Below are 21848 nucleotides of genomic sequence, written 5' to 3' on the forward strand. Positions count from 1 at the left end.
GCAAATCATGTATGAGGCCTTGGAAATTACCCGCGACGGCTCCGTGGCAACCATCTGGATGAACCGTCCGCAACGGCATAATGCATTTGATGCTGCGCTCATTGCCGAACTGACACAGGCCTTTACGCAGCTTGGTGCGGATGACGAGACCCGTATTGTGATTTTGGCCGGCCGCGGCAAAAACTTTTCCGCAGGCGGTGACCTCAACTGGATGAAAGCTGCCGGTGAGGCCGGTTTTGAGGCCAATCTTGCCGATGCAGGAAAGCTGGCACAGATGTTTCGCATTCTGGCCGAGATACCCAAGCCGACAATCGCCCGTGTGCATGGTGCAGCATTGGGCGGCGGCATGGGGCTCGCCTCTGCCTGCGATATTTGTGTTGCTTCAACGCAGGCAAGTTTTGCCACATCCGAGGTGCGGCTCGGCATTATTCCGGCGGTTATCAGCCCCTATGTGCTGCGCGCTATCGGTGTGCGGCAGGCTTCACGGTATTTTCTGACTGCGGAGCGCATTGATGCTGCAAAAGCCCTGCAAATCGGCCTTGTGCATGAAGTGACGGAAGCGGAGACGCTCGATGCTGCGATTGATGATCTGATATCGGCTCTGCTGAAAGGCGGCCCGCAGGCACAGGCCGCCGCAAAACGGTTGATCCGCAATGTTGCAGGCAAGATGATGGGCGATGCATTGGCGCAGGAAACCGCGCATAATATTGCTGCTCTGCGTATGAATGCGGAAGCCCGTGAAGGCCTGAGCGCCTTTCTCGATAAGCGGGTACCGGCATGGATAAACCGGACAGGATCAGATGATGTTTGACAAAATTCTGATTGCCAATCGCGGCGAAATTGCCTGCCGCATCATCAAAACCGCCCGCCGCATGGGTATCCGCACGGTTGCTGTGTTTTCAGATGCCGATGCGCAGGCGCGGCATGTGCGGCTGGCGGATGAGGCCGTTCATATCGGCGCTGCGCCACCAAAAGAATCCTATCTCGACGGGGCAAAAATCATTGCTGCGGCGCAAGCCACCGGTGCACAGGCCATTCACCCCGGCTATGGTTTTCTCTCGGAAAATGAAGCTTTTTGCCTTGCCTGTGAGCAGGCCGGAATTGTCTTTATCGGTCCGCCGGTTGAAGCCATTCGGGTCATGGGTTTGAAGTCACAGGCGAAAAGGCTGATGGGTGCGGCGGGTATTCCGCTGATCCCCGGTTATCACGGGGAAGATCAGACACCTGAAAAGCTACAGCGGGAGGCCGATGCAATCGGCTATCCTGTCCTCATCAAAGCATCGGCAGGCGGTGGTGGCAAAGGTATGCGGCTTGTTGAAAGGCCTGAGGAATTTACGCAAAACCTGCTTGCCTGTCAGCGTGAGGCGCAATCGGCTTTTGGCGACGATCATGTGCTGATCGAGCGCTATATTACCCGCCCGCGCCATGTTGAAATTCAGATTTTTGGCGACAGTCACGGCAATTATGTCTCGCTGTTCGAGCGGGATTGCTCGGTGCAGCGCAGACACCAGAAGATCGTTGAGGAAGCACCGGCACCGCATTTTTCCGCACAGCAGCGCCGCATCATGGGTAAGGCCGCCACAGATGCCGCGCGCGCAGTGCATTATACGGGTGCGGGCACGGTCGAATTTATCGTTGCGCCTGACGGGCAGTTTTATTTCATGGAGATGAATACCCGCCTTCAGGTGGAACATCCGGTAACGGAAATGATAACCGGCCTTGATCTTGTGGAATGGCAGTTGCGCGTTGCGAGTGGTGAGCAGTTGCCCATTACGCAGGAGGAGTTGTCTCACTCCGGCCATGCCATAGAGGCGCGTATCTATGCGGAAGACCCGTCTGCCGGATTTCTGCCGTCAACGGGCAAGCTTGTGCATTTTCATTTGCCTGAGCAAAACGCTCATGTGCGTATTGATGCAGGTGTTGAGGAGGGAGATGCGATCAGCCGGTTTTATGATCCGATGATCGCCAAGCTGATTGTCTGGGATGAAACGCGAGACAAAGCCCTGCGCCGCATGGAACGTGCACTGGCCGATATGCAGATTGCGGGCATTGCCAGCAATATTGAGTTTCTCTCGCGTCTCGTGACTTGCCGTTCCTTTGTGCAGGCTGATCTTGATACGGGCTTGATTGAACGGGAAATTGCGGCGCTCTTTCCTGAAGCGCAGGAACCGCCCGCTGAAGTGTTTCTGTTAGCGGCACTGGCGCAATTGCTGCATGAGGCCGATGAGGCTCCGTTATCTTCTTTCTTGCAGCGGCGCGACAGTTTCCGGCTCAATATACAGGCCAGGCGTGATCTGATTTTCCGCTATGGCGCGGCACAGCACATTGTCTCTGTGACCTATCTGGGCAGAGGATACCGGTTGCAGACAGGTTCGCTTGATGTCACCGCCACCGGCCGACAAGACAAGGGCAATCGCATCATTGCCGAGATTGACGAGCTGCGTAAAACCTTCACGGCAGTCAGATCAGGCAATTTCATCCACCTTTTCACAGATGGACAAAGCTGGAAGCCGGAATGGCTTGATCCGCTTGATGTGTCGCCGGAACACGCAACTGCCCATGACGGGCTCGTGGCACCCATGCCCGGCAGTATTACCGCCTTGCTGGTGGAGCAGGGGCAGCAGGTTGCAAAAGGCACGCCGCTTCTGATCGTTGAGGCCATGAAAATGGAATTCAAAATAACCGCACCTGCTGCGGGCTATGTGAAAGCCTTCCGCTGCGCTGTCGGCGATCAGGTCAATGAAGGAACGGAACTGGCTGATTTTGAGCCCGCAGACGGAGAGGCAAAGGAGCAGCTTGCGCTGACCTCACAGGAGGAATGAAAGTGACAGAAAAACTGAGCTTGGTGAAAGGCGTGACGGAACATCCGCTGATAGAAGCCACAATCGGCCAGTTTTTCGATGAAACCTGTTTGCGATATCCGGATGTTGATGCCCTGATCTCAGTGCATCAGAATATACGGCTGACCTATGCCGAACTCAGTCAAAAAGTGGACGCTCTGGCTTGCGGCTTGTTACGCCTCGGTCTGACAAAAGGAGATCGGGTTGCGATCCTGTCGCCCAATAATGCCGAATGGGTTTTAACGCAATTTGCCACGGCAAAAGCAGGTCTGATCCTCGTTAATATCAATCCGGCCTACCGTCTGACCGAACTTGCTTTTGCACTCAGCAAGGTGGCGTGCAGGGCGATTATCCTGTCTCCTCGTTTTAAAAGCAGCGACTACATTGCGATGCTCTGCGAATTAGCGCCGGAAATCCCTGTTTCAGACCCGTATAATCTGCGGATTGAGCGTTTCCCGCAATTGCGATGGGTTATACGCCTCGGCACAGACAAAACATCCGGCATGATTAATTTCGACGATCTGCTTGTTGCGCCGGAAGTGGCAGAACTGGACACATTGCAGCAGATTGCTGCGGGTTTGAATGCGTATGATCCCATCAATATTCAGTTTACCTCAGGCACAACCGGTTCGCCGAAAGGGGCGACACTCACGCATCGCAATATTCTCAATAATGGACGGTTTGTCGGCGATGCAATCCGCCTGCAAAGCCGCGACAGGCTGTGCATTCCCGTGCCGCTCTATCATTGTTTCGGGATGGTGATGGGTAATCTCGGATGCCTCACACATGGCGCGACGATTGTCTATCCGGCGGAGTCTTTTGAACCTTTAGCCGTGCTGAAGGCCGTGCAGAATGAGCATTGCTGCGCATTATATGGTGTGCCGACCATGTTCATCAGCATCCTCGATCATCCTGACTTTGCAACATTCGATGTTTCAAGCCTGCGCACCGGTATCATGGCGGGCAGTCCATGTCCGGTTGAGGTGATGAAGCGGGTAATCGAGCATCTGCATATGAAACAGATCACAATCGCCTATGGTATGACAGAGACATCGCCGGTGTCGTTTCAAAGCAGCGTGGATGACAGTTTTGAACGCCGTGTTTCAACGGTTGGCAGGGTTCAGCCGCATTGCGAAGTGAAGATCATTGATAGCAGCGGAACAATTGTGCCGCGTGGTGTATCGGGAGAGCTCTGTACGCGCGGTTATCTGGTTATGCATAGCTATTGGGACGATCAGCGCCAGACTGATGAGGCCGTGGATCAGGGTGGCTGGATGCATAGTGGCGACCTCGCAACCATTGATGATGAGGGCTATTGCAATATTGTCGGGCGGATAAAGGATATTATTATCCGTGGCGGCGAGAATATTTATCCCCGTGAGGTTGAGGAATTTCTGTTTCGCCATCCTGCAATCAGGGATGTTCAGATTGTGGGTGTTCCCGATCATAAATATGGTGAAGTGGTTTGCGCATGGATTATTTTGCGTGCAGATGCCGAACTGACCGCTGAGGACATCCGCGCTTTCTGCGAGGGGCAGATCGCGCATTATAAAATCCCGCATCATGTTAAATTCGTCGATCAGTTTCCGATGACGGTGACAGGTAAGATACAAAAATACATTATTCGCGAGCGGATGATGCAAGAATTGGGACTCGAGGAAAGCAGAACAGCGTAAGCTGACGGGAGATCATAATGGGAGAGCGTGTCAGAATTGTTGAGGTCGGCCCGCGCGATGGTCTGCAAAATGAGAAGCAGATTATTGACACAGGTATCAAGCTTGAACTGATCGAGCGTCTGGTCGCGGCCGGTTTGCGTAACATTGAGGTGACGGCTTTTGTATCTCCGAAATGGATACCGCAAATGGCGGATCAGGCGGCGGTTATGCAGGGACTGAAAACCCATGAAGGCGTTTCCTATTCGGTGCTCACTCCTAATCTGCAAGGTTTTGAGGCAGCGGTGGCCGCAGGTGCAAAAGAGGTTGCCGTATTTGCTGCGGCTTCGGAGTCTTTCAGCCGCAAGAACATCAATGCCGGAATTGCGCAATCGCTGGAGCGTTTCGCGCCGGTGACAGAACAGGCTCTGAAAATGGGACTAAAAATACGCGGCTATGTCTCCTGTGCGCTGGGCTGTCCCTATGAGGGAGATATTGATCCGCGACGGGTCGCGCGCATCTCCAAAGAAATGATCGATATGGGCTGTTATGAAATCAGTCTGGGCGACACGATTGGTGTCGGCGTGCCCGATGGTGTTAAACGGCTGATCGAAAGTATCGGGGCGCAGGTTCCCGTTACGGCTCTTGCCGGACATTTTCACGATACTTATGGCATGGCTATCGCCAATGTTGTGGCGGCCTATGCCTTGGGTGTAAGAGCTTTTGATGCCTCGGTCGCAGGGCTGGGCGGCTGCCCCTATGCGGCAGGCGCTACGGGCAATGTCGCGACAGAAGATCTGGTCTGGTTGTTTAACCGGACGGGTGTGGAAACCGGTATCGACCTGAAACAGCTGGTGGATTGCGCCGTCTGGATCAGCGCTCAGCTTGGCCGCTCGCCATCCTCACGGGTTGCACGGGCAATCAGCCGTCAATCTTCTGCAGGAACGGCGTGATGCAGTGCTAATTCCGCAACCAGTTCGGCAGGTAAGATAGTTCTGTCAGCTTCAGAAATGATGCGATGCGCTCCAGTTCGGCCTGTAACGCTGTAATGCGGTTTTTACCCATTTTGATGCTTTGTTCCGGCCAGAATGCCGTAATGACGAGCTTTTTATCCTCCCGCTTCGCATCAATACGGCCAATAAGCCTGTCTCCCTGCATGACCGGAAATACATAATAGCCATATTGGCGTTTCGGTGCCGGTACAAATATTTCGATACGATAATAGAACCCGAACAGTTTTTCAGCCCGTGCCCGATCACGCAGGGCAGGGTCAAAAGGCGATAATATCCGCACACGTGATGACGGTTCCGGCAAGTCAGACACGGAATTCAGGAGTGCTTGTGTGGAGTAGCAACGCCGCAGAGAACCGTCAGCCATTTCAACATCAAGCTCGACGAGACGACCTACAGCTTTGGCTTCAATGCACCATTGTTTTGCCTCTTCGCGTGTTGCAATGTCAAAGAATGCAGCAAGTTCACCATGCGTTGCAAAGCCAAGACGATCCATTGATGCGGACATTGCCCAGTCAATAATCTCTGCTTCATGCATTTGTGAGTGTTGAAACGGTTCCGGTATGACCCGCTCCGTCAGATCGTAAAACTTGCGAAAACCTTCGCGGTGACTAATCGCCAGCCGTCCTGAACGCCACAAAAATTCCAGAGCGGTTTTTGAAGGATGCCAGTTCCACCAGCCACCGGATGAGGCAGGCGTGTCGCCACGGACATCGGAGGAGGTGGTTGGTCCGTGCTTTTCGACATGGCCCAATATTTCATCAAACTGCGAAGCCCAGCCGTCCCGTCGCCAGCTTGACCATCTTTGCTTCATACGGGCTTCGTCACGGGCAAATTTCAAGCGCCACATCGGAAAAAACTGCATGGGAATGATTGCAGCATCATGGGTCCAATGTTCAAATGCATTGCGTTCAGTGGCAATCAGATTGTTGAGTGCTTCGGGCTGATAGCGGCTGCGGCGCGACCACAGAATAAAATCATGCGCCCGCGCAAGTGTATTCACACTATCGACCTGCACAAAGCCGAGATCGGTTAAAACACCGGACAAATCCGCACCTTTGCCTGATCCGGTTTCTCGACATAAAAGCTGATGCCGGTGAAGAAAAAGACGGCGCGCATCACGGTTGTTTAATAATGCGTCAGGCATTGGCTATCCTGTTCACGGAAGATATTCGCAATTTTTAACATGACATGTGCAGTTATTCCATGATGTCTTTTTCCGCGAAATATATTCAGCATTTCAGAATTTCAGGCTGAAACAAATTATGTGCCCGTACTCGCAGTGATTTCCGCGATAGTCTCTTGTCTTAAACCTCTGGTGCATTAAATTATTGACGGATAAAGAGCTATTTCACCATTTTCGCTGCTATCAAACATTAAACTGAAGATGACACATGCAGGAACAGACAGCTGAATTTATTCAAAATACCAATGCCCTTGCCATCCAGATTTCCAATCTCGTTTTAAGTTACTCGCTTTCAACAATCGGCGCGATTATCATTCTCAGTGTTGGCTGGATTATCGCAGGGATCTTGCAGCGTTGGACGCGGCAATCCCTTTCCAAATTCAAAGGCTTCGACCAGACGCTCGTTGTGTTTTTCAGCGCATCTGTTCGCTATGGCATTCTGGTTGTCGTTCTGGTGATGGTGCTGGGGCAGTTTGGTATCCAGACTGCTTCAATTCTCGCCGCATTGGGTGCTGTTGGTCTGGCTATCGGCCTGGCATTGCAAGGCACATTACAGAATATTGCTGCCGGTATTATGCTGCTGGTTTTGCGCCCTTTCAAAGTCGGAGAATATATTAATGCGGGTGCAATTGCCGGTACCGTACAGGAAATCGGGCTGTTTTCGACAGAGCTGAAAACCTATGACGGGCTGTTCGTCATGGCACCCAATTCGGTTCTCTGGAATACGCCGGTTACCAATTTCACCCGCCACAAAGCCCGTATGCATGATTTTAAAGTCGGGATTGGTTATGAGGATGATGTGCAAAAAGCCTTCACTATTCTCAAAACCATTATTTCCGAACAAAAAGGCGTGCTGAAAACACCAGAGCCGATTTATTTTGTCTCCCAGCTGGCAGACAGTTCTGTGGTCATCAGTTGCCGTTACTGGATTGAGGCGCCGAATTATTTCACGGTCAGCAATACGACAACGGAACGGGTGAAATCCGCATTCAGCGATGAGGGCATTAACATTCCTTATCCGCAGGTCACTTATCATCGTTCCGAGGTGACGAGTTAATTCTGTAGTTTATGCGTGTTTGAAGGATGTGCGGGCGATCAAAATTTTGTCCGCACATTACTCTATTCAATTTAGCTTGATCTAATTAGTGGCGGCTCATCTGTTGACATATCCGGTTGAGGCTCTTATTTCTGAATTTCGCAGATGGAAAACCGCGATCTGCTGATTTTTTCCCGTTTTTATGAGTGCCGGGGCGTGCCGGCTCACAAGTCAGATTTTCAGGATGTGTCCCCGTTAAACGGATACATTTAACGCTTTGTGGCATGCGCATCCGAGAATCCAGAACGAGCAGAGTGGGCGCAGTGAATGCGACATATTCTGCTCAGGAGCTGTCTATGTTCGTGCTTAAACCGCTTAAGCGGCGTATTGTCTATGTCGGTACTTTTGAACTTATTGCGATTGCCGCTTCAACTTTGCTGCTGATGTTTTTGAGCGGCGGCGACGCGCAGGGCTCTCTGCCGGTTGCTGTTGCCGTTTCTCTCATCGCTGTGACGTGGAATTACACATTTAATCTCATGTTTGAGAAATGGGAGGCACGCCGTCAGTCAACCGGACGCAGTGTCTGGGTGCGTATTGCCCATGCTTTCATATTTGAGTTCGGCCTGTTCGTGATTATCATTCCGATTTATATGGTCTGGTATTCTGTCGGCTTCTGGAAAGCCTTTCAGATGGAAGCTGTGCTCTTGCTGTTCTTCCTGATTTATACGTTTGTTTTTACGTATATTTTTGACATGATCTTTACGCTGCCGCAGGCAATGGTTGCCGCTGAATAATTCAGCCATTCTCAGGGCTGGGCTTGATGGCCGGTCGTTTCAAGAACCGATATTCTGAAATATAAAGGTTCTAACGGCCGTTCCTCACCCCGCAAAATGGTTTTGACATAAGCGGGTTCCCACCAGTTCGCACCGGCTGCCAGCAGCTCATGTGCGTGATAATACAGGCTGTCTTTGCTCAGGGATTTGGGTATTTCCTCAAAATGACCGGAAATAACCAGACAGCGCCAGTTATTGGAGCCATGAACATCTGAGAAGCTGACGCATACATTGCGGTTGGCTCTCATGAGCTCCATTTTCTTCCCCTCGGAAGTCAGGGAATAGAGATAACCGTTGCTGTGTATGAAACGGAGCGGCACTACATAGGGCTTGTCTTCAACCGAACAGGCCAGATAGCCGATGCCTACATGGCGCAGCATTTCCTCAACTTCCGGACGGGGCATGTCATGGATTAACATCGTGACCTCCGTGAATGTGCGGGTATAATTCAATATAGCACATCCGGAAGTTTACGGCTCAGATTTTATTCTTCCTGACGGCGCGTGGAAGTGCGGTTTCGCTCATATTTCCTCTGAAGCGGGAAGGACGGAAGCCATGTTTCACGGCGAATAGTCCATAATTCATAAGTTGGTACGAATTGGTTCGGCTCATCAAGTGAGCCCAGATTTATTTCAATTTCATCATCCGATCGCCCGAAGACCGTAGAACCGCATTGCGGGCAAAAATAGCGCTCCGCATAGCTGCGGGTATCACCGCTGATAGCGACAGCCTCCTGCGGGAATATTGCTGATGCATGGAAAAGAGCGCCGTGATGTTTGCGACAATCAAGGCAGTGGCAAATACCAACCCGATAGGGCTTTCCTGTAGCGGAAAACCGCAGATTTCCGCAAAGACACCCGCCTGTAAACGTCTCCATGGTTTTTCTCCTTTGGATAGGCAAGTTATTATTCCGTTTAAGCTCTGCAAAAAGCAAGAACAGGGGGGCTGAGAGGTGTGATTGTGGGTTTTTGTCAGGTATTTGTCGAGACTTGAAGAGGTCTCAAAGTGGAGCGCAAATATCTCTTGTGCTTCACTTCTGCCAGCCATATCTGATTGTTCTGCAACGTGATTGCAGTATGTTTGAGATAAAAGCGGGGTATCAGGATGACAGTTACTTTTTCGCCGGATGCCGGCGGGCGTAAGCCGGCTGTACACGGAACAGTTTATCAGTTCCGACTGGTATCACTCATGGTGCGAATGCATAGCATCGCATCCATAGGATCGCTTTTATATGCAAAAATTAGAGCAAAAGGCCTATCCGGCCGCTCAGGCCATTCTGGCTGAACTTTCTTCAATTCATGTCACTATCGCTTCCGTTCTGGACGGATCAATCGACGGGGAAGTCTGGGCGGACAGTCCGGTAAACCCTAAGCTTGTCATCGTCATCAATGGAGACGGGTATTTTCTGGCCGGAAATCCGGATATTTCGCAACAAACTGCGAATGATATCAGGGATATCATTCCGGATTGGGCTTATCTGTTTGCCGAGGAATGCTGGTTTCCGCATTTCACCAAAATCTGGGGCAATCAGTTTGTCGTGCCGCATCCCCGTATCCGTATGGGATATGTTGCAGGCAATGCGCTGCCGGAACCTTATCTGCCATCAGCAGAGTTTGAAATCGTTCCGATTAATCAGGAACTCTTTAGCCGCAATCCGGAAAACATTGAGTTGCTGGAGGAGAAGGCGGAAGGATGGGGTTCTGCGGACGCCTTCTTTGAAAATGCAGTCGGCTTCTGCGCATTACATCAGGGAGCAATGGTAAGCCATTGCCTGACGGATAGTGTTTCTGGAACGCGCTGCGAAATTGGTGTGGACACAGATCCTGCTTTCCGGCGTATGGGGCTGGGACGTGCTGTGTCTTCTGCAACTCTTGCGGAATGCATCCGACGGGGCATTCACGGTATCGAATGGCACAGTCATGCTTCAAACAAAGGATCGCTGGCCATTGGTAAAGCTGTCGGACTGACAGAGCTTGATCACCATATGGCCTATAGTTGCAGCCTTCCTGCTGAAAATATCGGTGATTTGACCTATGAAACCTGTCTGAATCTTGCTTTGCATTTTGAAAAGGCAAGTCAGGAGATCAACTGGTGTCATTTCCACGCTGCCGGCGCGCATGCGCTCTCAGGGGACAGGGAGAATGCGCTTAAGAATATCCGCCTGCTGATCGAGAGTGATTGGGAGGGAGAGGCTGAATGGCTTGAAAGATTCTGGGCACTCCAGTCATTGAGCGGTGATCCGGATTTTCACGCTTTGCTCAGACGCAAACGCGAAACGGAAGCCAGCTAAAACCTGAAACTTTGACGCATCGAAAGATGCGTCAAAGCACCTGATTGGAGCCAACAACGGGCATGGGGGCTGATGAGACAATGCGGAGGATGACTGTATAGGCCAGCGGGAGAACTCGTGCCAAATTACGTGCAGATGAAGAAGTAAAAGTCAGTTGCATTGCTTCAGTTGAAGCAAATCTATTGTTGCTGTAAAATGTATATATGAGGATGCATTTTTCGGGGGAAGACGATGCAACAAACTCAGGAACATCAGTACTTCAATATCCGGCCGTCTTTTATTGCACTCATATTGGCGAGTGCAATTGCCATTCTTATATTTTTTCATTCTGTTGTTATGGTGTGCTGGTATACCAAAGCCTGTGGGGTGGCGATGGACCCGATTAACCGCTTTGGCCATATGTTCGACCTCAACCGGGAAATGAACATACCAACCTGGTTTTCCGTGATCCAGTTATTTGTGACAGCATGTAGCTTGGCGCTGGCCGCATGGGTTCAGCGATTACGATCACGCTCTGCAATCGCATGGTGGGGTTTGGCAGTGATATTCTTTTATATGTCGCTTGATGAGGCAACCGATATGCATGGTTTGTGGCGGATAGATGGTTATGTAGTTCCCGGTACAACTCAGGCACTTTTTTCGTGGATCATTCCGGCTGTTTTTGTCGTGCTTATCATTGCTCTGATTTACATCCGGTGGCTGATTACACTGCCACGACGCACAACAATATTGTTCTTTGTAGCTGGTGCTGTTTTTGTGACCGGCGCCTTGATTTTCGAAGGGATCGGCGCTGTTCTGGCCGATGAAACCTTTTTTACCCCGTCCTATCTCATTGTTTCGACGATGGAAGAAACATTGGAGCTATTTGGCATTTTAATCATGCTTTATGCGGTGCTTGATTATCTTCAGGGACAGGGACTTAAAATTGCACTTGTGCCTGAGTCATCCAGCTGAAAATGCAGAGATTTGATAACGGAAGTCCGTGTGCGAAACGGAGGTGATGTTCATCTATGCAGTAAGCCGGATTAAACAACATTTTATTCATGCGATTGATTTTTATGGCGCACCCGACAGGATTCGAACCTGTGACCTCTGCCTTCGGAGGGCAGCACTCTATCCAGCTGAGCTACGGGTGCGCAGTCGCTTTTGATATAAAGCAAAGCCGTTCTAACCCAAGCGATCTTTCGTATCAATGGGGTATGGCCGAATTGATTGCAGATTATGTGCGTAACTTTGCGGTTACTATCATTGATTTACCGCGCACCCCTCTATCCCTGTCGGATCTTTTTTATTGTGCAGCATTTTTGCGAGCAGATGAGTGATTGCTTTTTCTCAAAGGGTGGAGATCGGGCAGGCTTTGATATAGTTGATACCGATAAACCGCGCTTATTACTGTGTTTTTACGGTGGTTATGATTCTGCACCGGTGCGATTTTGAAATAAAACGGAATAATCTCATGCCTCAGCCGTTAGCCCTGACAAGAAACATATAAGGGCTCAGGCTTATGGCAGAACAATCACTTCATAATATTACAAGACTTACACCGGCTAAACTGGCTGACAATTCATCAAAAGCTGCTGTGCCGGTATCTGCAATGCCGCTGAAACAAGTGAAGCAAATCATTGCGGCACTGATCCTTGGTTTTTCCGCTATTTTGATTTTTGGAGCAATTGACGGGCTGACCATGCCAATGCGGGTGTCCGTTGCGGTTTTCGTCGTCACGCTTGTATGCTGGGTGATATTGGATTTGCCGGAAACACCTGTGGCGCTCAGTGGTGCAATCGCACTGGCTGTTACCGGAACCGTGAGTAATGAGGCTGTCTATGCGGCGCTTGGCAAAGACATAATCTGGCTGATGCTGGCGGCCTTCATTCTTGCAGCTGTCTTGCAGGCATCAGGTCTGATTGAGAGGTTGCTGCTGCGTAATCTGACAAGGCTGAAATCCGTCCGGTCACTATTTTATCTGCTGACATTATTTGTCTTCATGACGGCCTTCATCATTCCTTCCACCTCCGCGCGCGCAGCAATTTTATTGCCTGTCTATGTGGCAATTGCCGGTTCGGCATTCAGTGCCGGTTTTACCCGTGCTTTGGCCTTGTTGTTCCCCACGATTATTTTGCTGTCTGCCGGTGCGTCACTCACAGGCGCAGGCGCACATCTGGTAGCTGCGGATTTCATCAGCCGAACCGGTGGTCGTGAAATGGATTTTCTCAGCTGGATTGCTTTTGCCGCGCCGTTCTCACTGCTTATCAGTCTGATTGCCTGCGAGCTTATTCTGCGCTTGTTTTTGAATGCTGAAGAGCGCAAGCAATCGCTGCCGCAATGGACGGACAAGCAGGACGAAACAGCACTGACACACCAGCAGAAAATGTTGTTGCTGATTACCGGCGCAACGGTAGTGATGTTTGCCACTACGGCATTACACGGCATTGATATGCCATTGATTGCCTTGATTGCCGCATTGCTGGTGACATCTGAAAAGCTCTCACCGGTTTCCTTTAAAAAAGCACTGAAACTGGTGGAGTGGAACCTGCTGCTGTTTTTAGCCGGTACTCTGGTAATCGGCGAGGCGCTGCTTACCACCGGTACTGCGGAACTGATCGCACAGCGAATGCTAAGTGCTTTTGGTGCCGGACTGGCCGGTTATCCGGCGCTGATTATCGGTTTTGCTGCGATCACGGCGACCTTGGCGCATATTGTCATCAATTCCCGAACTGCCCGCGCTATTGTGCTTATACCTGCGCTTTGTCTGCCGCTGGCCGGTCTCGGAATTGCAGTCACGCCGCTCATTTTGGTGGTTACGCTGGCCAGCGGATTCTGCCAGACACTGCTGGTTTCCGCAAAGCCTGTCACATTGTTCGGCACAGCCGATCCGCAACCTTTCAGCCAGCGGGATTTGCTGCGGCTGGCACTCTGGCTGATCGTGCCATTCATTGGATTGCTGATGATATTCGCCTTGCTGATATGGCCGATGCAGGGAATGAGCCTGAAATAATTCAAAGAGTTACGTAGCCCCGATGAATATCGGGGCTTTTTTTATGTTTTTTGAAAATAAATAAAATTCTGCGGAATAAACCGCGTCAGCCCCCGTTCTTCCCTTGCAATTCAATTGTCACAATTTGCAAAGGAAACTGTCACAATGTCTATCACTGTTCTGGTTGCCCCATCAGGTTTCAAAGAAAGCCTGTCCGCGGACGAAGCTGCAGATGCGATTGAGAAAGGCATTCGACGGGCTGTGCCGGATGCACATATTATTAAAGCGCCGATGGCAGATGGTGGCGAAGGTTTTACCAAGGCGCTGATTAATGCCACGCAAGGTACATTGCATGAGGTAATGGTGACGGGGCCGGTTGGCCAGCCGGTTCAGGCACATTTCGGATTTCTGGGCACGCGCGGTGCCAATGGTGACGCCAAGCGCACGGCCGTTCTGGAAATGGCTTCGGCCGCAGGGCTGAGCCTCGTACCCCGTGACCAGCGCAACCCGTGCCTGACTACCAGCTATGGTGTCGGCGAATTGGTCAAAGCCGCACTGGATGCCGGTGCCGAGCGCATTCTGCTGGGCTGCGGTGACAGCGGTATTAATGACGGCGGTGCAGGCATGGCGCAGGCGCTCGGCATTAAACTGCTCGACAGTGCAGGGTGCGTGCTGGATGCCGGTGGCGCGGCTCTCGGCAAACTTGCCGCAATTGATATCAGCAATCGCGATCCGCGTCTTGAAACTGTGCAGATTGATGCGGCTGTGAACTGGCATAATATGCTGCTGGGAGAACGTGGCGTGGCTCGTGTTTTTGGCCCGCAGAAAGGCGCTACGCCGGAGCAGGTGGAAATACTGGCACATGCTATGGAAAATTATGCGCATCACATCGGTCTGGCGACCGGTATAGATGTCGGTTCTGCGCAAGGGGCAGGGGCTTCCGGCGGCTTGGGCGCTGCGGTACTGGGTCTGCTCTGTGGCAAGCTGCATCCGCGTTATGAGATCGTTATGCAATATCTCGATCTTGACCGTTATCTAACGGATGCTGATCTGGTGATTACTGCTGAAGGCAGTCTGGACGGGCAGACACCATTCGGCAAAGTTCCTGCAGAAGTGGCCTTACGCGCCAAAAAACGCGGTACTCCGGTGATCGCGCTGGCGGGTACAATCGGGAAGGGTGTACGTCTCAATCTCGATCACGGTATTGATGCTTTCGCATCTATCCTGAGCCGCCCCTGCTCACTGGAGGATGCGATTGATGCCGCCCCTAAATTATTGGCACATGCCTCGGAAGATGCCGTACGTATGGTGATGATCGGCATGTTGATGAACCATCGGATGGCCGCCTGAACAAAACAAGTGCCTTAATTATAAGCCCTGCAATATCCATTGCAGGGCTTAATCTTTATTAGCTGGTACAAAGAGACTGCGCATTAATCAGCCCCCAGCCGAAGACAGGATCATGACCTGGTTTTCCCATATCTTTGGCCTGACGGCTCAGCTCTTCCGCAATTTGCCGGTTATCCAGATCAGGCTTTTCAGCTTTCAACCTTGCTGCTGCGGCAGTGACAAATGGTGCTGCAAAAGATGTGCCGGTCTTTTGCCGTGCGCCGGATACGGAAGCTGCCGTCCAGACACCGACACCCGGTGCAGCCAGATCAATATGCTCGCCGCGCACAGCGCGCCTGTACGGATTGCCGTTGCGGTCAACCGCCGTGACCGCAATCACATTCTGATAGGCGGCAGGATAAACCGGTTTGGCATGAGGGCCTTCATTGCCCGCAGCAGCAACCAGTGTAATTTTACGCTGTGCCGCCGCCTCAACGGCCTTTTGCAGCAATAAATTATCCGGCCCTGAAAGGCTCATATTGATGAGCGGTACCTGTTTTTCCGCCAGAAGATCAATTGCGCGGATCAGGTCATAGGTTGTGGCACGGTTATTATCGCCTTTGGTGCCGTGAAACACATCCACTGCAATCAGTTCTGCCTGCGGAAGCAAGCCCGGTGCACGGCTGTTTTCTGCGCCGACAAGCAGAGCCGCAACGGCTGTGCCATGCTGCGTGCCTGATTGCGGCAGCTCATCATCACTGAGGCGGATGATTTCCAGACGCGCCTGTTTGAGCGATTCATGATCGGGATTAACGGCCGTATCAATCAGGCCGATCTTTGGCAGTGTGGTGCAAGTCGCGGCACCGGCTTTCGGCTCATTCCAGCCGATCAGATCACGCATCAGCGTGCAGTCTGTGCCGTTGCAGGCTGCGGGAGCCGGTTTTGTTTCTGTTTGCGGGGCGGTTGTCTGTTCCGGTTGGTAATAATGGTTGAAATCAACCACCGCATCCGGCACGAGCGCGGATACGCGCTGGCGTGCAGTTTGCAATGACATTTTTGCCGGTATTTGCAGACGGGTGAGTTGTGCACCAGTCAGGCGCATTTCCACCCTGTCAGCCACAGAGAAACCCTGTTGCTGCAATTGTGCAATATTCTCATCGCTGAGACCGAGTGCCACAAGCCTGCGAGGCTCGTAAACAGGTGCTGCCTGTTGACGTTTCTTTGCCGTGCTGCGGGTTCTGGGCGCCTGTATCTGACGACGGTTGTCCAGATAGTCCATCAGCGTCTGCGGCCCGCGAAAGCGTTTGCCGCCGTCACTGCCGGAGCGCCCGCTATTACCGGATCCTCCGTCATCATCACTGCCACCATCATCGCCGTCATCATCATCTGCATAAGCGGCACTGACGACAGAGAACTCAGCGGAAAGCATGAGCGACGGAGCGGTTGTTACAATACCCGTCGCAACAAATAAAAGACTGGCAGAGCGGAGAAGCCTGCCGGTATGCCTGTATAGACAATTTAACATTGATCTGTTCCAGTTTTCTGTTGATGGGCTTTATCGTAAGATTGCCCAAATGCAGAACGTATGGCTCGGTGTTTTATTCGATTTTTCGGACAGAATCCTCTTATGACAGATGACGGACTAAGTTTTTCACAGCGTTTAATAGGTTTTTTACCGAATTTACGCCGTTTTGCTATCGCTTTGTGCCGCTCCCGCGAGTTAGCGGACGATCTGGTGCAGGCCGCCTGTGAAAAAGCACTGGCCGCAGAACACAGTTTTCAGCCCGGCACACGCTTTGATGCATGGATGTTCCGCATCCTGCGCAATATCTGGATTGATACATTACGCAGGCAGAAGACAGCCGGTATCAGCGATGATATTGCCAATCATGAAGATATCAGCACACCATCAGGTGAAGATGCGGCTATTGCCCGTATGACCCTGCAAAATGTGTCGGAAGCAATCGGGCATTTGCCTGACGAGCAGCGCGAGGTGCTGCTTATGGTCTGCGTGGAAGAGCTTTCCTACAAGGAGACTGCGGAGCTGCTTGAGATACCAATAGGTACTGTGATGAGCAGACTGGCGAGAGCACGGAAAAATCTTGCTGAACGAACGGGAATAGACAAGGATCCCATGCGTTTATCCCCTGTGAAAGGCGGTAATCAATGACACAATCCCAACCGCATAAAGATTTCAGCGATGAAGAGCTGATGGCCTTTGCCGATGGCGAGCTGGATGAAGAGACAACGGCGCGCATTGAAGCAGCTATGGAGCATGACGATGCGCTGATCGCGCGCGTGGCGCTGTTTATGGAAACCCGCGCGGCTGCACAGGACGCTTTGCGGCCGATGCTGGATGAGCCGGTGCCGGAGGCATTAATGGCCGCCGTGCAGGGCATGGTTGCACGCCATGAGCAGGAAAAACAGCAGAAAACTGCTGAAGTGGCAGAGCCGGTTTCAGCGGATGCAGAGCGCGAGAATGTCATTGTTCCGTTTCGTGCAAAGCCGCGCAAACCGCTTTTTGCAACCAACTGGTCGGCAGCCGCTGCAGCTGTTTTGCTGGCTGCGGTTACCGGTTTCAGCGGTTATTTCATGGGGCAGAGCGGCCTGCAAAATGCACAGCCTGAAGGCGCAGGTCTTGCTTCGCTCACAGCATCTGCCGTGCAGGCACAATTGCATAAAGTGGCTTCCGGCGAGACTGTCAATCTGGCTGAGCAGAATGCCTCTATGCAGGTGATTGCCAGCTTCCGTGACGGGGAAAATCATCTGTGCCGTGAGTTTCGTCTGAACAGCGCGGGGCAGTCCGGCTATGTGGCTGTATCTTGTCTTGAGCAGGAGGATTGGAAATTGCGTTTTGCGCTGGCTTCACAGCAGGATACGCAAAATTATATTCCTGCCTCAGCACAGGAAACTGTCGATATTTATTTGCAGTCCATTCAGGCCGGTGCACCGTTGTCAGCGGAAGAGGAAAGGGCGGCACTCAAGCAGTGATGCATCACAGGAAAGTCTTATTGTGCGGGCATCTTTGGGAAATTGCTTAAAGATTTTTCAAAGATGTCAGGAAAAGACAATGCAATATTCAAAGCAGATTTTAACCGCAGCCCTGGTCTCAACACTTCTGGTTGCGCCTGCATCCGCCAGAAATGCGGTGATGATGCCACTGCCGGATAAACGGATTGCAGTGATTTCAGAAGGTGATCTGGAACCTGCATCCATCGGCAGTTACACGGTTGCGCTCTATAAAGATGACGGGCTGATTGACTATCTTGGCGGCGGAATTTTTGCACGCGACGGCTCTGTTTTTGGTGACAAGGGCGAGCCGCGTGTCAGTTTTTCGGATATTACCGGCGACGGTAATCCCGAGATGATTATCGCCAAACTAACTGCGGGTTCCGGTAATTATCTGGATGTGGATGTGCTGAAACTCGATGATAATACGGTTGAGCGGGTATTGAATTTTGCAAGCGACACCAAGAAAGACCTGCTGATTGAAGCCAAACGTGCCTATAGCCAACAGCAACAGAACCTGAAGAAACCATAAAACGGCTTTTATTACCGGCTCAGGCTCAGTGACTCTGACAGATAACCAACAAGAGCACGGATATTGGGTGCCTGCGCTTTGGTTGAGGGATATACAGCATGAATTACCGGCTCATTAAGCCGGTAATCGGGAAGCAACTGTATCAGCTGTCCTGTTTTTATATCCCCGCTAACAATCCAGAACGGCAATTGTGCGATACCCAGACCGCGTATCACTGCGTTGCGCAATGTTTCATGGCTGTCTGTTATCAGGCGCGGCACATGTCTGATGCGCTGCGCACGACCGCGTTCATCACGGAATGACCATTCATAGTGAGGACGGCCGGCGCTGACAGCACGTTCAATTTTGGGAAAGCCAAAAGCAAGGGTCGGAAATCCTGCCAGATCTTTCGGTTCTGCCGGCGGAGACGCATCGCTGAATAAATCCTTGCCGGCGACGAGACATTGCGGATTTGTACCAATCACACGAGTCACAAGCGCATTATTCTCATGATATCCGTTATTGTCCTCGCGAATAACGAGATCATATCCTTCGCCGATCACATCTACATTTCTGTTAATGCATTTGAGATGCACATCAACCTTGGGAAAGTGCTGCATGAATTTTGTAATCAAATCGCTGATTTTATAATTGAGCGGCCCGACGGGGCAGACAATGCGGATGGTGCCGCTTGGCTCTTCATAATTGCGGTCGATGATACGCTGTGCGGCCTCAATATTTTCGAGCACAACAAGACATTGGCGGTAATATTCAGCCCCGACCTCAGTGAGTGCAAAACGGCGGCTTGACCGGTAAATCAGCGTTGCCTGCAAAAACTCTTCCAGATTGGTGATGTGCCTGCTTAATGTCGATTTTTGCACACCCGTTATCCGTGCCGCAGCAGCATAGCCGCCGTGCGTGACCACTTGGACAAAATAGAACAAGTCGTTCAGGTTCTGCATCGTTGCAAATATAGAATGCTGCGTTTCAGTATTCAAATCTTTTCTAATAAAGGCACCGATGTTACTATTTCACCGCGTTGTTGTTTTTCCAAAAAACAACGGTCGGTAAATTTCGTCACCCGCAAGTAACTATCATCTTATCTGCTTGAAATTAAATCAGAATTGCGTTTCGGCTGAGGCTTTGATGCTCTCGGTTCGGGACGTTGTGGAATTGTTTTCCCTGTGTTCGAGGAGACTATGCAATGACAAGCGAACCCATTCGTGATCCTGTAAAAGACCGGCTGCTCAGCCCTAAAAACTCAGCCTTTATCATTATTGATTATCAGCCTGTGCAGGTGAACTCCATTGCCTCCATGGACAGGCAACTGCTTATCAATCATATCGTTGGCGCATCCAAAGCTGCACGCGTTTATGATTTGCCGATTATTCACTCAACCGTGAATGTAAAAACCGGTCTCAACAAGCCTCCTATTCCGCAGGTCCGCAAAGCCCTTGAAGGGATTCCGACGATTGACCGCACCACAATCAATTCCTGGGAGGATGTTGAATTCCGTAAAGCCGTAGAGCAGGCCGGACGCAAGAAATTGATTATGACGGCGCTCTGGACTGAGGCCTGTCTGACATTTCCGGCGATTGATGCGCTTGCTGAAGGCTATGAAGTCTATGTCGTGGCTGATGCTGTGGGCGGTACTTCGGTACAGGCGCATGAAGCTGCATTGCGGCGCATAGAACAGGCGGGCGGCAAGATGATCAGCGTGGTTCAGCTGTTCTGCGAATTGCAGCGCGACTGGCAGCGCAAGGAAACAGTTCCGCAATTTATGGATCTGTTCATCCAGACCGGCGGTACCGCAGGTATCCAGTTCTCCTACGACAAAGCCGAGTAAGCTTTGCTTCCAATGCGGGCAGAACATTTCCGGTTTATTCTTGACCATTGGAAATGCTCTGTCCGCATTGAACAGGCAAGGATTTCAAATGAGAGGAGCATGTTTATGGGCGATCTCTTCGTTGTTGTCAGCCTGCGCGCCAAGGCGGGTAAAGAAGGAACATTACGGCGCGATCTTAAGGCGATTGTCGATCAGTCCCGCAAAGAAGAGGGGAATATCAGCTATGATCTGTTCATTGATCGTGCCGACCCGTCCCGCTTTGTTTTCATAGAGCACTGGGCATCACAGGAACATCAGCACAAACATCATAATGAAGGGCCGCATATTCAGTTTTTCCATGAAAACGGGGCGCAAAATGTCGAAAATACAGAATTCGCCTATTTTCTTGACCGCTTGGAATGACACGGCGCGATTTTCCCGTACAATCCCGCGCATAATAAAAAACCCTGCCGCAAGGGCAGGGTTCTGATTGTTATATGACCGGTTCGCTTATTGTGTGATTTCGAACTTTACGGTCACATTCACATTGTAGCTGTTTTCACCGGCTGAAACCGGTACTGAATCAGCCATTGCTTCCTGAGCCATTGCGACCATTTTGGTGCGTGCCATCGGCATCGGGCGCGGATTATTGCCATATTCGGTGATTTCAAGCACGCGACCGAGTTTTGCACCGGCAGTTTCGGTCAGGACTTTTGCCTTTTCCATGGCATTTTCCATGGCTTTTTTACGGGCATCCATCAGCACTTTTGACGGATCATCATTGACGAAACGCAGGCCACCGCTCTGGTTGACGCCGAGATCAATGGATTTATCCAGCAGATCGCCGACTTTATCGAGATCGCGCACACGCACGGTCAGGCCGTTGGTTACGTTATAGCCGATGATTTTCGGTGCTTTCAGGCCGTTTTTATCGCTCGGATAAGTGTAGGTCGGCTGAATATTGACACCGGAGGTTTGCAGGTCACGGTCTTCAATACCGGCTTCTTTCATCGCAGCCAGTACCTGAGACATTGCCTTATTGTTGTCGGTCATCGCTTCACGGGCGGTTTTAGCTTCCCGCAAGACGGTCAGGTCGAGAATAGCCATATCCGGAGCGGCCTGAGCTTCACCTTCACCTGTGATCACAATGAATGCCTGCTGTTTTTCTGACACATTTTTCTCCTGTGCAAAGGCCGGTTGCGAAAGCGCACTGGCAAAAGAAACCGCAAGAAATGCTGAAGCGAAAAGGGCGGCTGTTTTACGGTGTGTCATAGTTTCTCCTGATAATGAAATCGGTTTAACTGCTATATTTCAATGAATTACGGATGTTTTTAGGCTAAAAGCAGGCAATCT

General features: G+C 51.2%; 21 protein-coding genes and 1 tRNA gene. 15 read left to right on the plus strand and 7 right to left on the minus strand.

Features of this window, described 5'->3' with window-relative positions; genetic code table 11:
• The first annotated feature begins 4 nt into the window (after positions 1–4).
• The 4 genes from BKD14_RS08100 to BKD14_RS08115 are packed head-to-tail and all read left to right on the plus strand — an operon-like array spanning position 5 to position 5445.
• Positions 5–811 carry an enoyl-CoA hydratase/isomerase family protein gene (locus BKD14_RS08100; protein WP_075655753.1) on the plus strand — a complete coding sequence of 269 codons (807 nt, stop codon included), beginning with the start codon at positions 5–7 and terminating at the stop codon, positions 809–811.
• On the plus strand, positions 804–2822 hold the full coding sequence (locus tag BKD14_RS08105) for an acetyl/propionyl/methylcrotonyl-CoA carboxylase subunit alpha (RefSeq protein ID WP_075655106.1): 2019 nt from the start codon (positions 804–806) through the stop codon (positions 2820–2822). The genes BKD14_RS08100 and BKD14_RS08105 overlap by 8 nt, the downstream gene beginning before the upstream one ends.
• On the plus strand, positions 2819–4516 hold the full coding sequence (locus BKD14_RS08110) for an AMP-binding protein (protein WP_139316363.1): 1698 nt from the start codon (positions 2819–2821) through the stop codon (positions 4514–4516). The genes BKD14_RS08105 and BKD14_RS08110 overlap by 4 nt, the downstream gene beginning before the upstream one ends.
• 17 nt (positions 4517–4533) lie before the next feature.
• Entirely contained in the window at positions 4534–5445 is a 912-nt protein-coding gene (locus BKD14_RS08115; protein WP_075655108.1) for a hydroxymethylglutaryl-CoA lyase, read from the plus strand.
• 7 nt (positions 5446–5452) lie between these two features.
• Here the strand turns inward: BKD14_RS08115 and BKD14_RS08120 are convergent, their stop codons facing one another.
• The gene (locus BKD14_RS08120; RefSeq protein ID WP_075655110.1) at positions 5453–6649 is read right to left on the minus strand and encodes a crosslink repair DNA glycosylase YcaQ family protein; all 1197 of its coding nucleotides are present in this window, start codon (positions 6647–6649) and stop codon (positions 5453–5455) included.
• Positions 6650–6896: 247 nt separating this feature from the next.
• Between BKD14_RS08120 and BKD14_RS08125 the strand changes: the two genes are divergently transcribed.
• Together BKD14_RS08125 and BKD14_RS08130 are read left to right on the plus strand one after the other, a co-directional pair.
• Positions 6897–7745, plus strand: a complete 849-nt coding sequence (locus tag BKD14_RS08125) for a mechanosensitive ion channel domain-containing protein (RefSeq protein ID WP_022711822.1) — start codon at positions 6897–6899, stop codon at positions 7743–7745.
• A gap of 335 nt (positions 7746–8080) precedes the next feature.
• Positions 8081–8518 carry a PACE efflux transporter gene (locus BKD14_RS08130; protein ID WP_022711821.1) on the plus strand — a complete coding sequence of 146 codons (438 nt, stop codon included), beginning with the start codon at positions 8081–8083 and terminating at the stop codon, positions 8516–8518.
• A gap of 11 nt (positions 8519–8529) precedes the next feature.
• On the opposite strand, the gene BKD14_RS08135 is transcribed toward BKD14_RS08130, so the two are convergent.
• Both BKD14_RS08135 and BKD14_RS08140 read right to left on the minus strand, forming a co-directional pair.
• A complete protein-coding gene (locus tag BKD14_RS08135) occupies positions 8530–8976 on the minus strand; it encodes a pyridoxamine 5'-phosphate oxidase family protein (RefSeq protein ID WP_028233851.1) in 447 nt (148 codons plus the stop codon).
• Positions 8977–9041: 65 nt separating this feature from the next.
• Entirely contained in the window at positions 9042–9434 is a 393-nt protein-coding gene (locus tag BKD14_RS08140) for a GFA family protein (RefSeq protein WP_075655112.1), read from the minus strand.
• 354 nt (positions 9435–9788) lie between these two features.
• Between BKD14_RS08140 and BKD14_RS08145 the strand changes: the two genes are divergently transcribed.
• Together BKD14_RS08145 and BKD14_RS08150 are read left to right on the plus strand one after the other, a co-directional pair.
• Entirely contained in the window at positions 9789–10847 is a 1059-nt protein-coding gene (locus tag BKD14_RS08145; protein ID WP_075655114.1) for a GNAT family N-acetyltransferase, read from the plus strand.
• A 231-nt stretch (positions 10848–11078) separates the two neighbouring features.
• On the plus strand, positions 11079–11801 hold the full coding sequence (locus BKD14_RS08150; protein ID WP_075655116.1) for a hypothetical protein: 723 nt from the start codon (positions 11079–11081) through the stop codon (positions 11799–11801).
• 105 nt (positions 11802–11906) lie between these two features.
• On the opposite strand, the gene BKD14_RS08155 is transcribed toward BKD14_RS08150, so the two are convergent.
• Positions 11907–11983: transfer RNA gene (locus BKD14_RS08155), tRNA-Arg, on the minus strand.
• Positions 11984–12351: 368 nt separating this feature from the next.
• Between BKD14_RS08155 and BKD14_RS08160 the strand changes: the two genes are divergently transcribed.
• Together BKD14_RS08160 and BKD14_RS08165 are read left to right on the plus strand one after the other, a co-directional pair.
• Entirely contained in the window at positions 12352–13842 is a 1491-nt protein-coding gene (locus BKD14_RS08160; protein ID WP_245293599.1) for an SLC13 family permease, read from the plus strand.
• A 144-nt stretch (positions 13843–13986) separates the two neighbouring features.
• Positions 13987–15171, plus strand: a complete 1185-nt coding sequence (locus BKD14_RS08165) for a glycerate kinase (protein WP_075655118.1) — start codon at positions 13987–13989, stop codon at positions 15169–15171.
• Positions 15172–15229: 58 nt separating this feature from the next.
• Here the strand turns inward: BKD14_RS08165 and BKD14_RS08170 are convergent, their stop codons facing one another.
• Positions 15230–16675: a S8 family serine peptidase gene (locus BKD14_RS08170; RefSeq protein WP_075655120.1), complete on the minus strand. Its 1446-nt coding sequence runs from the start codon at positions 16673–16675 to the stop codon at positions 15230–15232.
• 102 nt (positions 16676–16777) lie between these two features.
• On the opposite strand from BKD14_RS08170, the gene BKD14_RS08175 reads away from it, so the two are divergent.
• From BKD14_RS08175 to BKD14_RS19305, 3 genes are all read left to right on the plus strand, one after another.
• Positions 16778–17320 carry an RNA polymerase sigma factor gene (locus BKD14_RS08175; protein WP_022711802.1) on the plus strand — a complete coding sequence of 181 codons (543 nt, stop codon included), beginning with the start codon at positions 16778–16780 and terminating at the stop codon, positions 17318–17320.
• Complete coding sequence (locus tag BKD14_RS19300) at positions 17317–18141, plus strand: hypothetical protein (RefSeq protein ID WP_075655122.1); 825 nt, start codon at positions 17317–17319, stop codon at positions 18139–18141. The genes BKD14_RS08175 and BKD14_RS19300 overlap by 4 nt, the downstream gene beginning before the upstream one ends.
• A gap of 79 nt (positions 18142–18220) precedes the next feature.
• Positions 18221–18691: a PliI family lysozyme inhibitor of I-type lysozyme gene (locus BKD14_RS19305; RefSeq protein ID WP_075655124.1), complete on the plus strand. Its 471-nt coding sequence runs from the start codon at positions 18221–18223 to the stop codon at positions 18689–18691.
• Positions 18692–18702: 11 nt separating this feature from the next.
• Here BKD14_RS19305 and BKD14_RS08190 read toward each other — a convergent pair whose 3' ends face one another.
• A complete protein-coding gene (locus BKD14_RS08190) occupies positions 18703–19632 on the minus strand; it encodes a LysR substrate-binding domain-containing protein (protein WP_075655126.1) in 930 nt (309 codons plus the stop codon).
• 242 nt (positions 19633–19874) lie between these two features.
• Here BKD14_RS08190 and BKD14_RS08195 point away from each other — a divergent pair, with 242 nt between their 5' ends.
• Both BKD14_RS08195 and BKD14_RS08200 read left to right on the plus strand, forming a co-directional pair.
• Positions 19875–20516 (plus strand): hydrolase, encoded by a 642-nt coding sequence (locus tag BKD14_RS08195; RefSeq protein ID WP_075655128.1) that lies wholly within the window; start codon positions 19875–19877, stop codon positions 20514–20516.
• 105 nt (positions 20517–20621) lie between these two features.
• On the plus strand, positions 20622–20918 hold the full coding sequence (locus BKD14_RS08200; protein ID WP_022711797.1) for a putative quinol monooxygenase: 297 nt from the start codon (positions 20622–20624) through the stop codon (positions 20916–20918).
• An 87-nt stretch (positions 20919–21005) separates the two neighbouring features.
• On the opposite strand, the gene BKD14_RS08205 is transcribed toward BKD14_RS08200, so the two are convergent.
• A complete protein-coding gene (locus BKD14_RS08205; RefSeq protein ID WP_022711796.1) occupies positions 21006–21767 on the minus strand; it encodes an SIMPL domain-containing protein in 762 nt (253 codons plus the stop codon).
• Between the last annotated feature and the right edge of the window lie 81 nt (positions 21768–21848).

Origin of the sequence: Pseudochrobactrum sp. B5 (assembly GCF_001939785.1) — a bacterium.
Lineage (GTDB): Bacteria > Pseudomonadota > Alphaproteobacteria > Rhizobiales > Rhizobiaceae > Pseudochrobactrum > Pseudochrobactrum saccharolyticum.

Bases quoted from the DNA above. Each gene is read 5' to 3' on its own strand.
- BKD14_RS08130 (WP_022711821.1), top strand. From the start codon at position 8,081: ATGTTCGTGCTTAAACCGCTTAAGCGGCGTATTGTCTATGTCGGTACT.
- BKD14_RS08115 (WP_075655108.1), top strand. From the start codon at position 4,534: ATGGGAGAGCGTGTCAGAATTGTTGAGGTCGGCCCGCGCGATGGTCTG.
- BKD14_RS08200 (WP_022711797.1), top strand. From the start codon at position 20,622: ATGGGCGATCTCTTCGTTGTTGTCAGCCTGCGCGCCAAGGCGGGTAAA.
- BKD14_RS08125 (WP_022711822.1), top strand. From the start codon at position 6,897: ATGCAGGAACAGACAGCTGAATTTATTCAAAATACCAATGCCCTTGCC.
- BKD14_RS08205 (WP_022711796.1), bottom strand. From the start codon at position 21,767: ATGACACACCGTAAAACAGCCGCCCTTTTCGCTTCAGCATTTCTTGCG.
- BKD14_RS19305 (WP_075655124.1), top strand. From the start codon at position 18,221: ATGCAATATTCAAAGCAGATTTTAACCGCAGCCCTGGTCTCAACACTT.
- BKD14_RS08165 (WP_075655118.1), top strand. From the start codon at position 13,987: ATGTCTATCACTGTTCTGGTTGCCCCATCAGGTTTCAAAGAAAGCCTG.
- BKD14_RS08195 (WP_075655128.1), top strand. From the start codon at position 19,875: ATGACAAGCGAACCCATTCGTGATCCTGTAAAAGACCGGCTGCTCAGC.
- BKD14_RS08120 (WP_075655110.1), bottom strand. From the start codon at position 6,649: ATGCCTGACGCATTATTAAACAACCGTGATGCGCGCCGTCTTTTTCTT.
- BKD14_RS08190 (WP_075655126.1), bottom strand. From the start codon at position 19,632: ATGCAGAACCTGAACGACTTGTTCTATTTTGTCCAAGTGGTCACGCAC.
- BKD14_RS19300 (WP_075655122.1), top strand. From the start codon at position 17,317: ATGACACAATCCCAACCGCATAAAGATTTCAGCGATGAAGAGCTGATG.
- BKD14_RS08170 (WP_075655120.1), bottom strand. From the start codon at position 16,675: ATGTTAAATTGTCTATACAGGCATACCGGCAGGCTTCTCCGCTCTGCC.
- BKD14_RS08140 (WP_075655112.1), bottom strand. From the start codon at position 9,434: ATGGAGACGTTTACAGGCGGGTGTCTTTGCGGAAATCTGCGGTTTTCC.
- BKD14_RS08105 (WP_075655106.1), top strand. From the start codon at position 804: ATGTTTGACAAAATTCTGATTGCCAATCGCGGCGAAATTGCCTGCCGC.
- BKD14_RS08135 (WP_028233851.1), bottom strand. From the start codon at position 8,976: ATGTTAATCCATGACATGCCCCGTCCGGAAGTTGAGGAAATGCTGCGC.
- BKD14_RS08145 (WP_075655114.1), top strand. From the start codon at position 9,789: ATGCAAAAATTAGAGCAAAAGGCCTATCCGGCCGCTCAGGCCATTCTG.
- BKD14_RS08110 (WP_139316363.1), top strand. From the start codon at position 2,819: ATGAAAGTGACAGAAAAACTGAGCTTGGTGAAAGGCGTGACGGAACAT.
- BKD14_RS08175 (WP_022711802.1), top strand. From the start codon at position 16,778: ATGACAGATGACGGACTAAGTTTTTCACAGCGTTTAATAGGTTTTTTA.
- BKD14_RS08150 (WP_075655116.1), top strand. From the start codon at position 11,079: ATGCAACAAACTCAGGAACATCAGTACTTCAATATCCGGCCGTCTTTT.
- BKD14_RS08160 (WP_245293599.1), top strand. From the start codon at position 12,352: ATGGCAGAACAATCACTTCATAATATTACAAGACTTACACCGGCTAAA.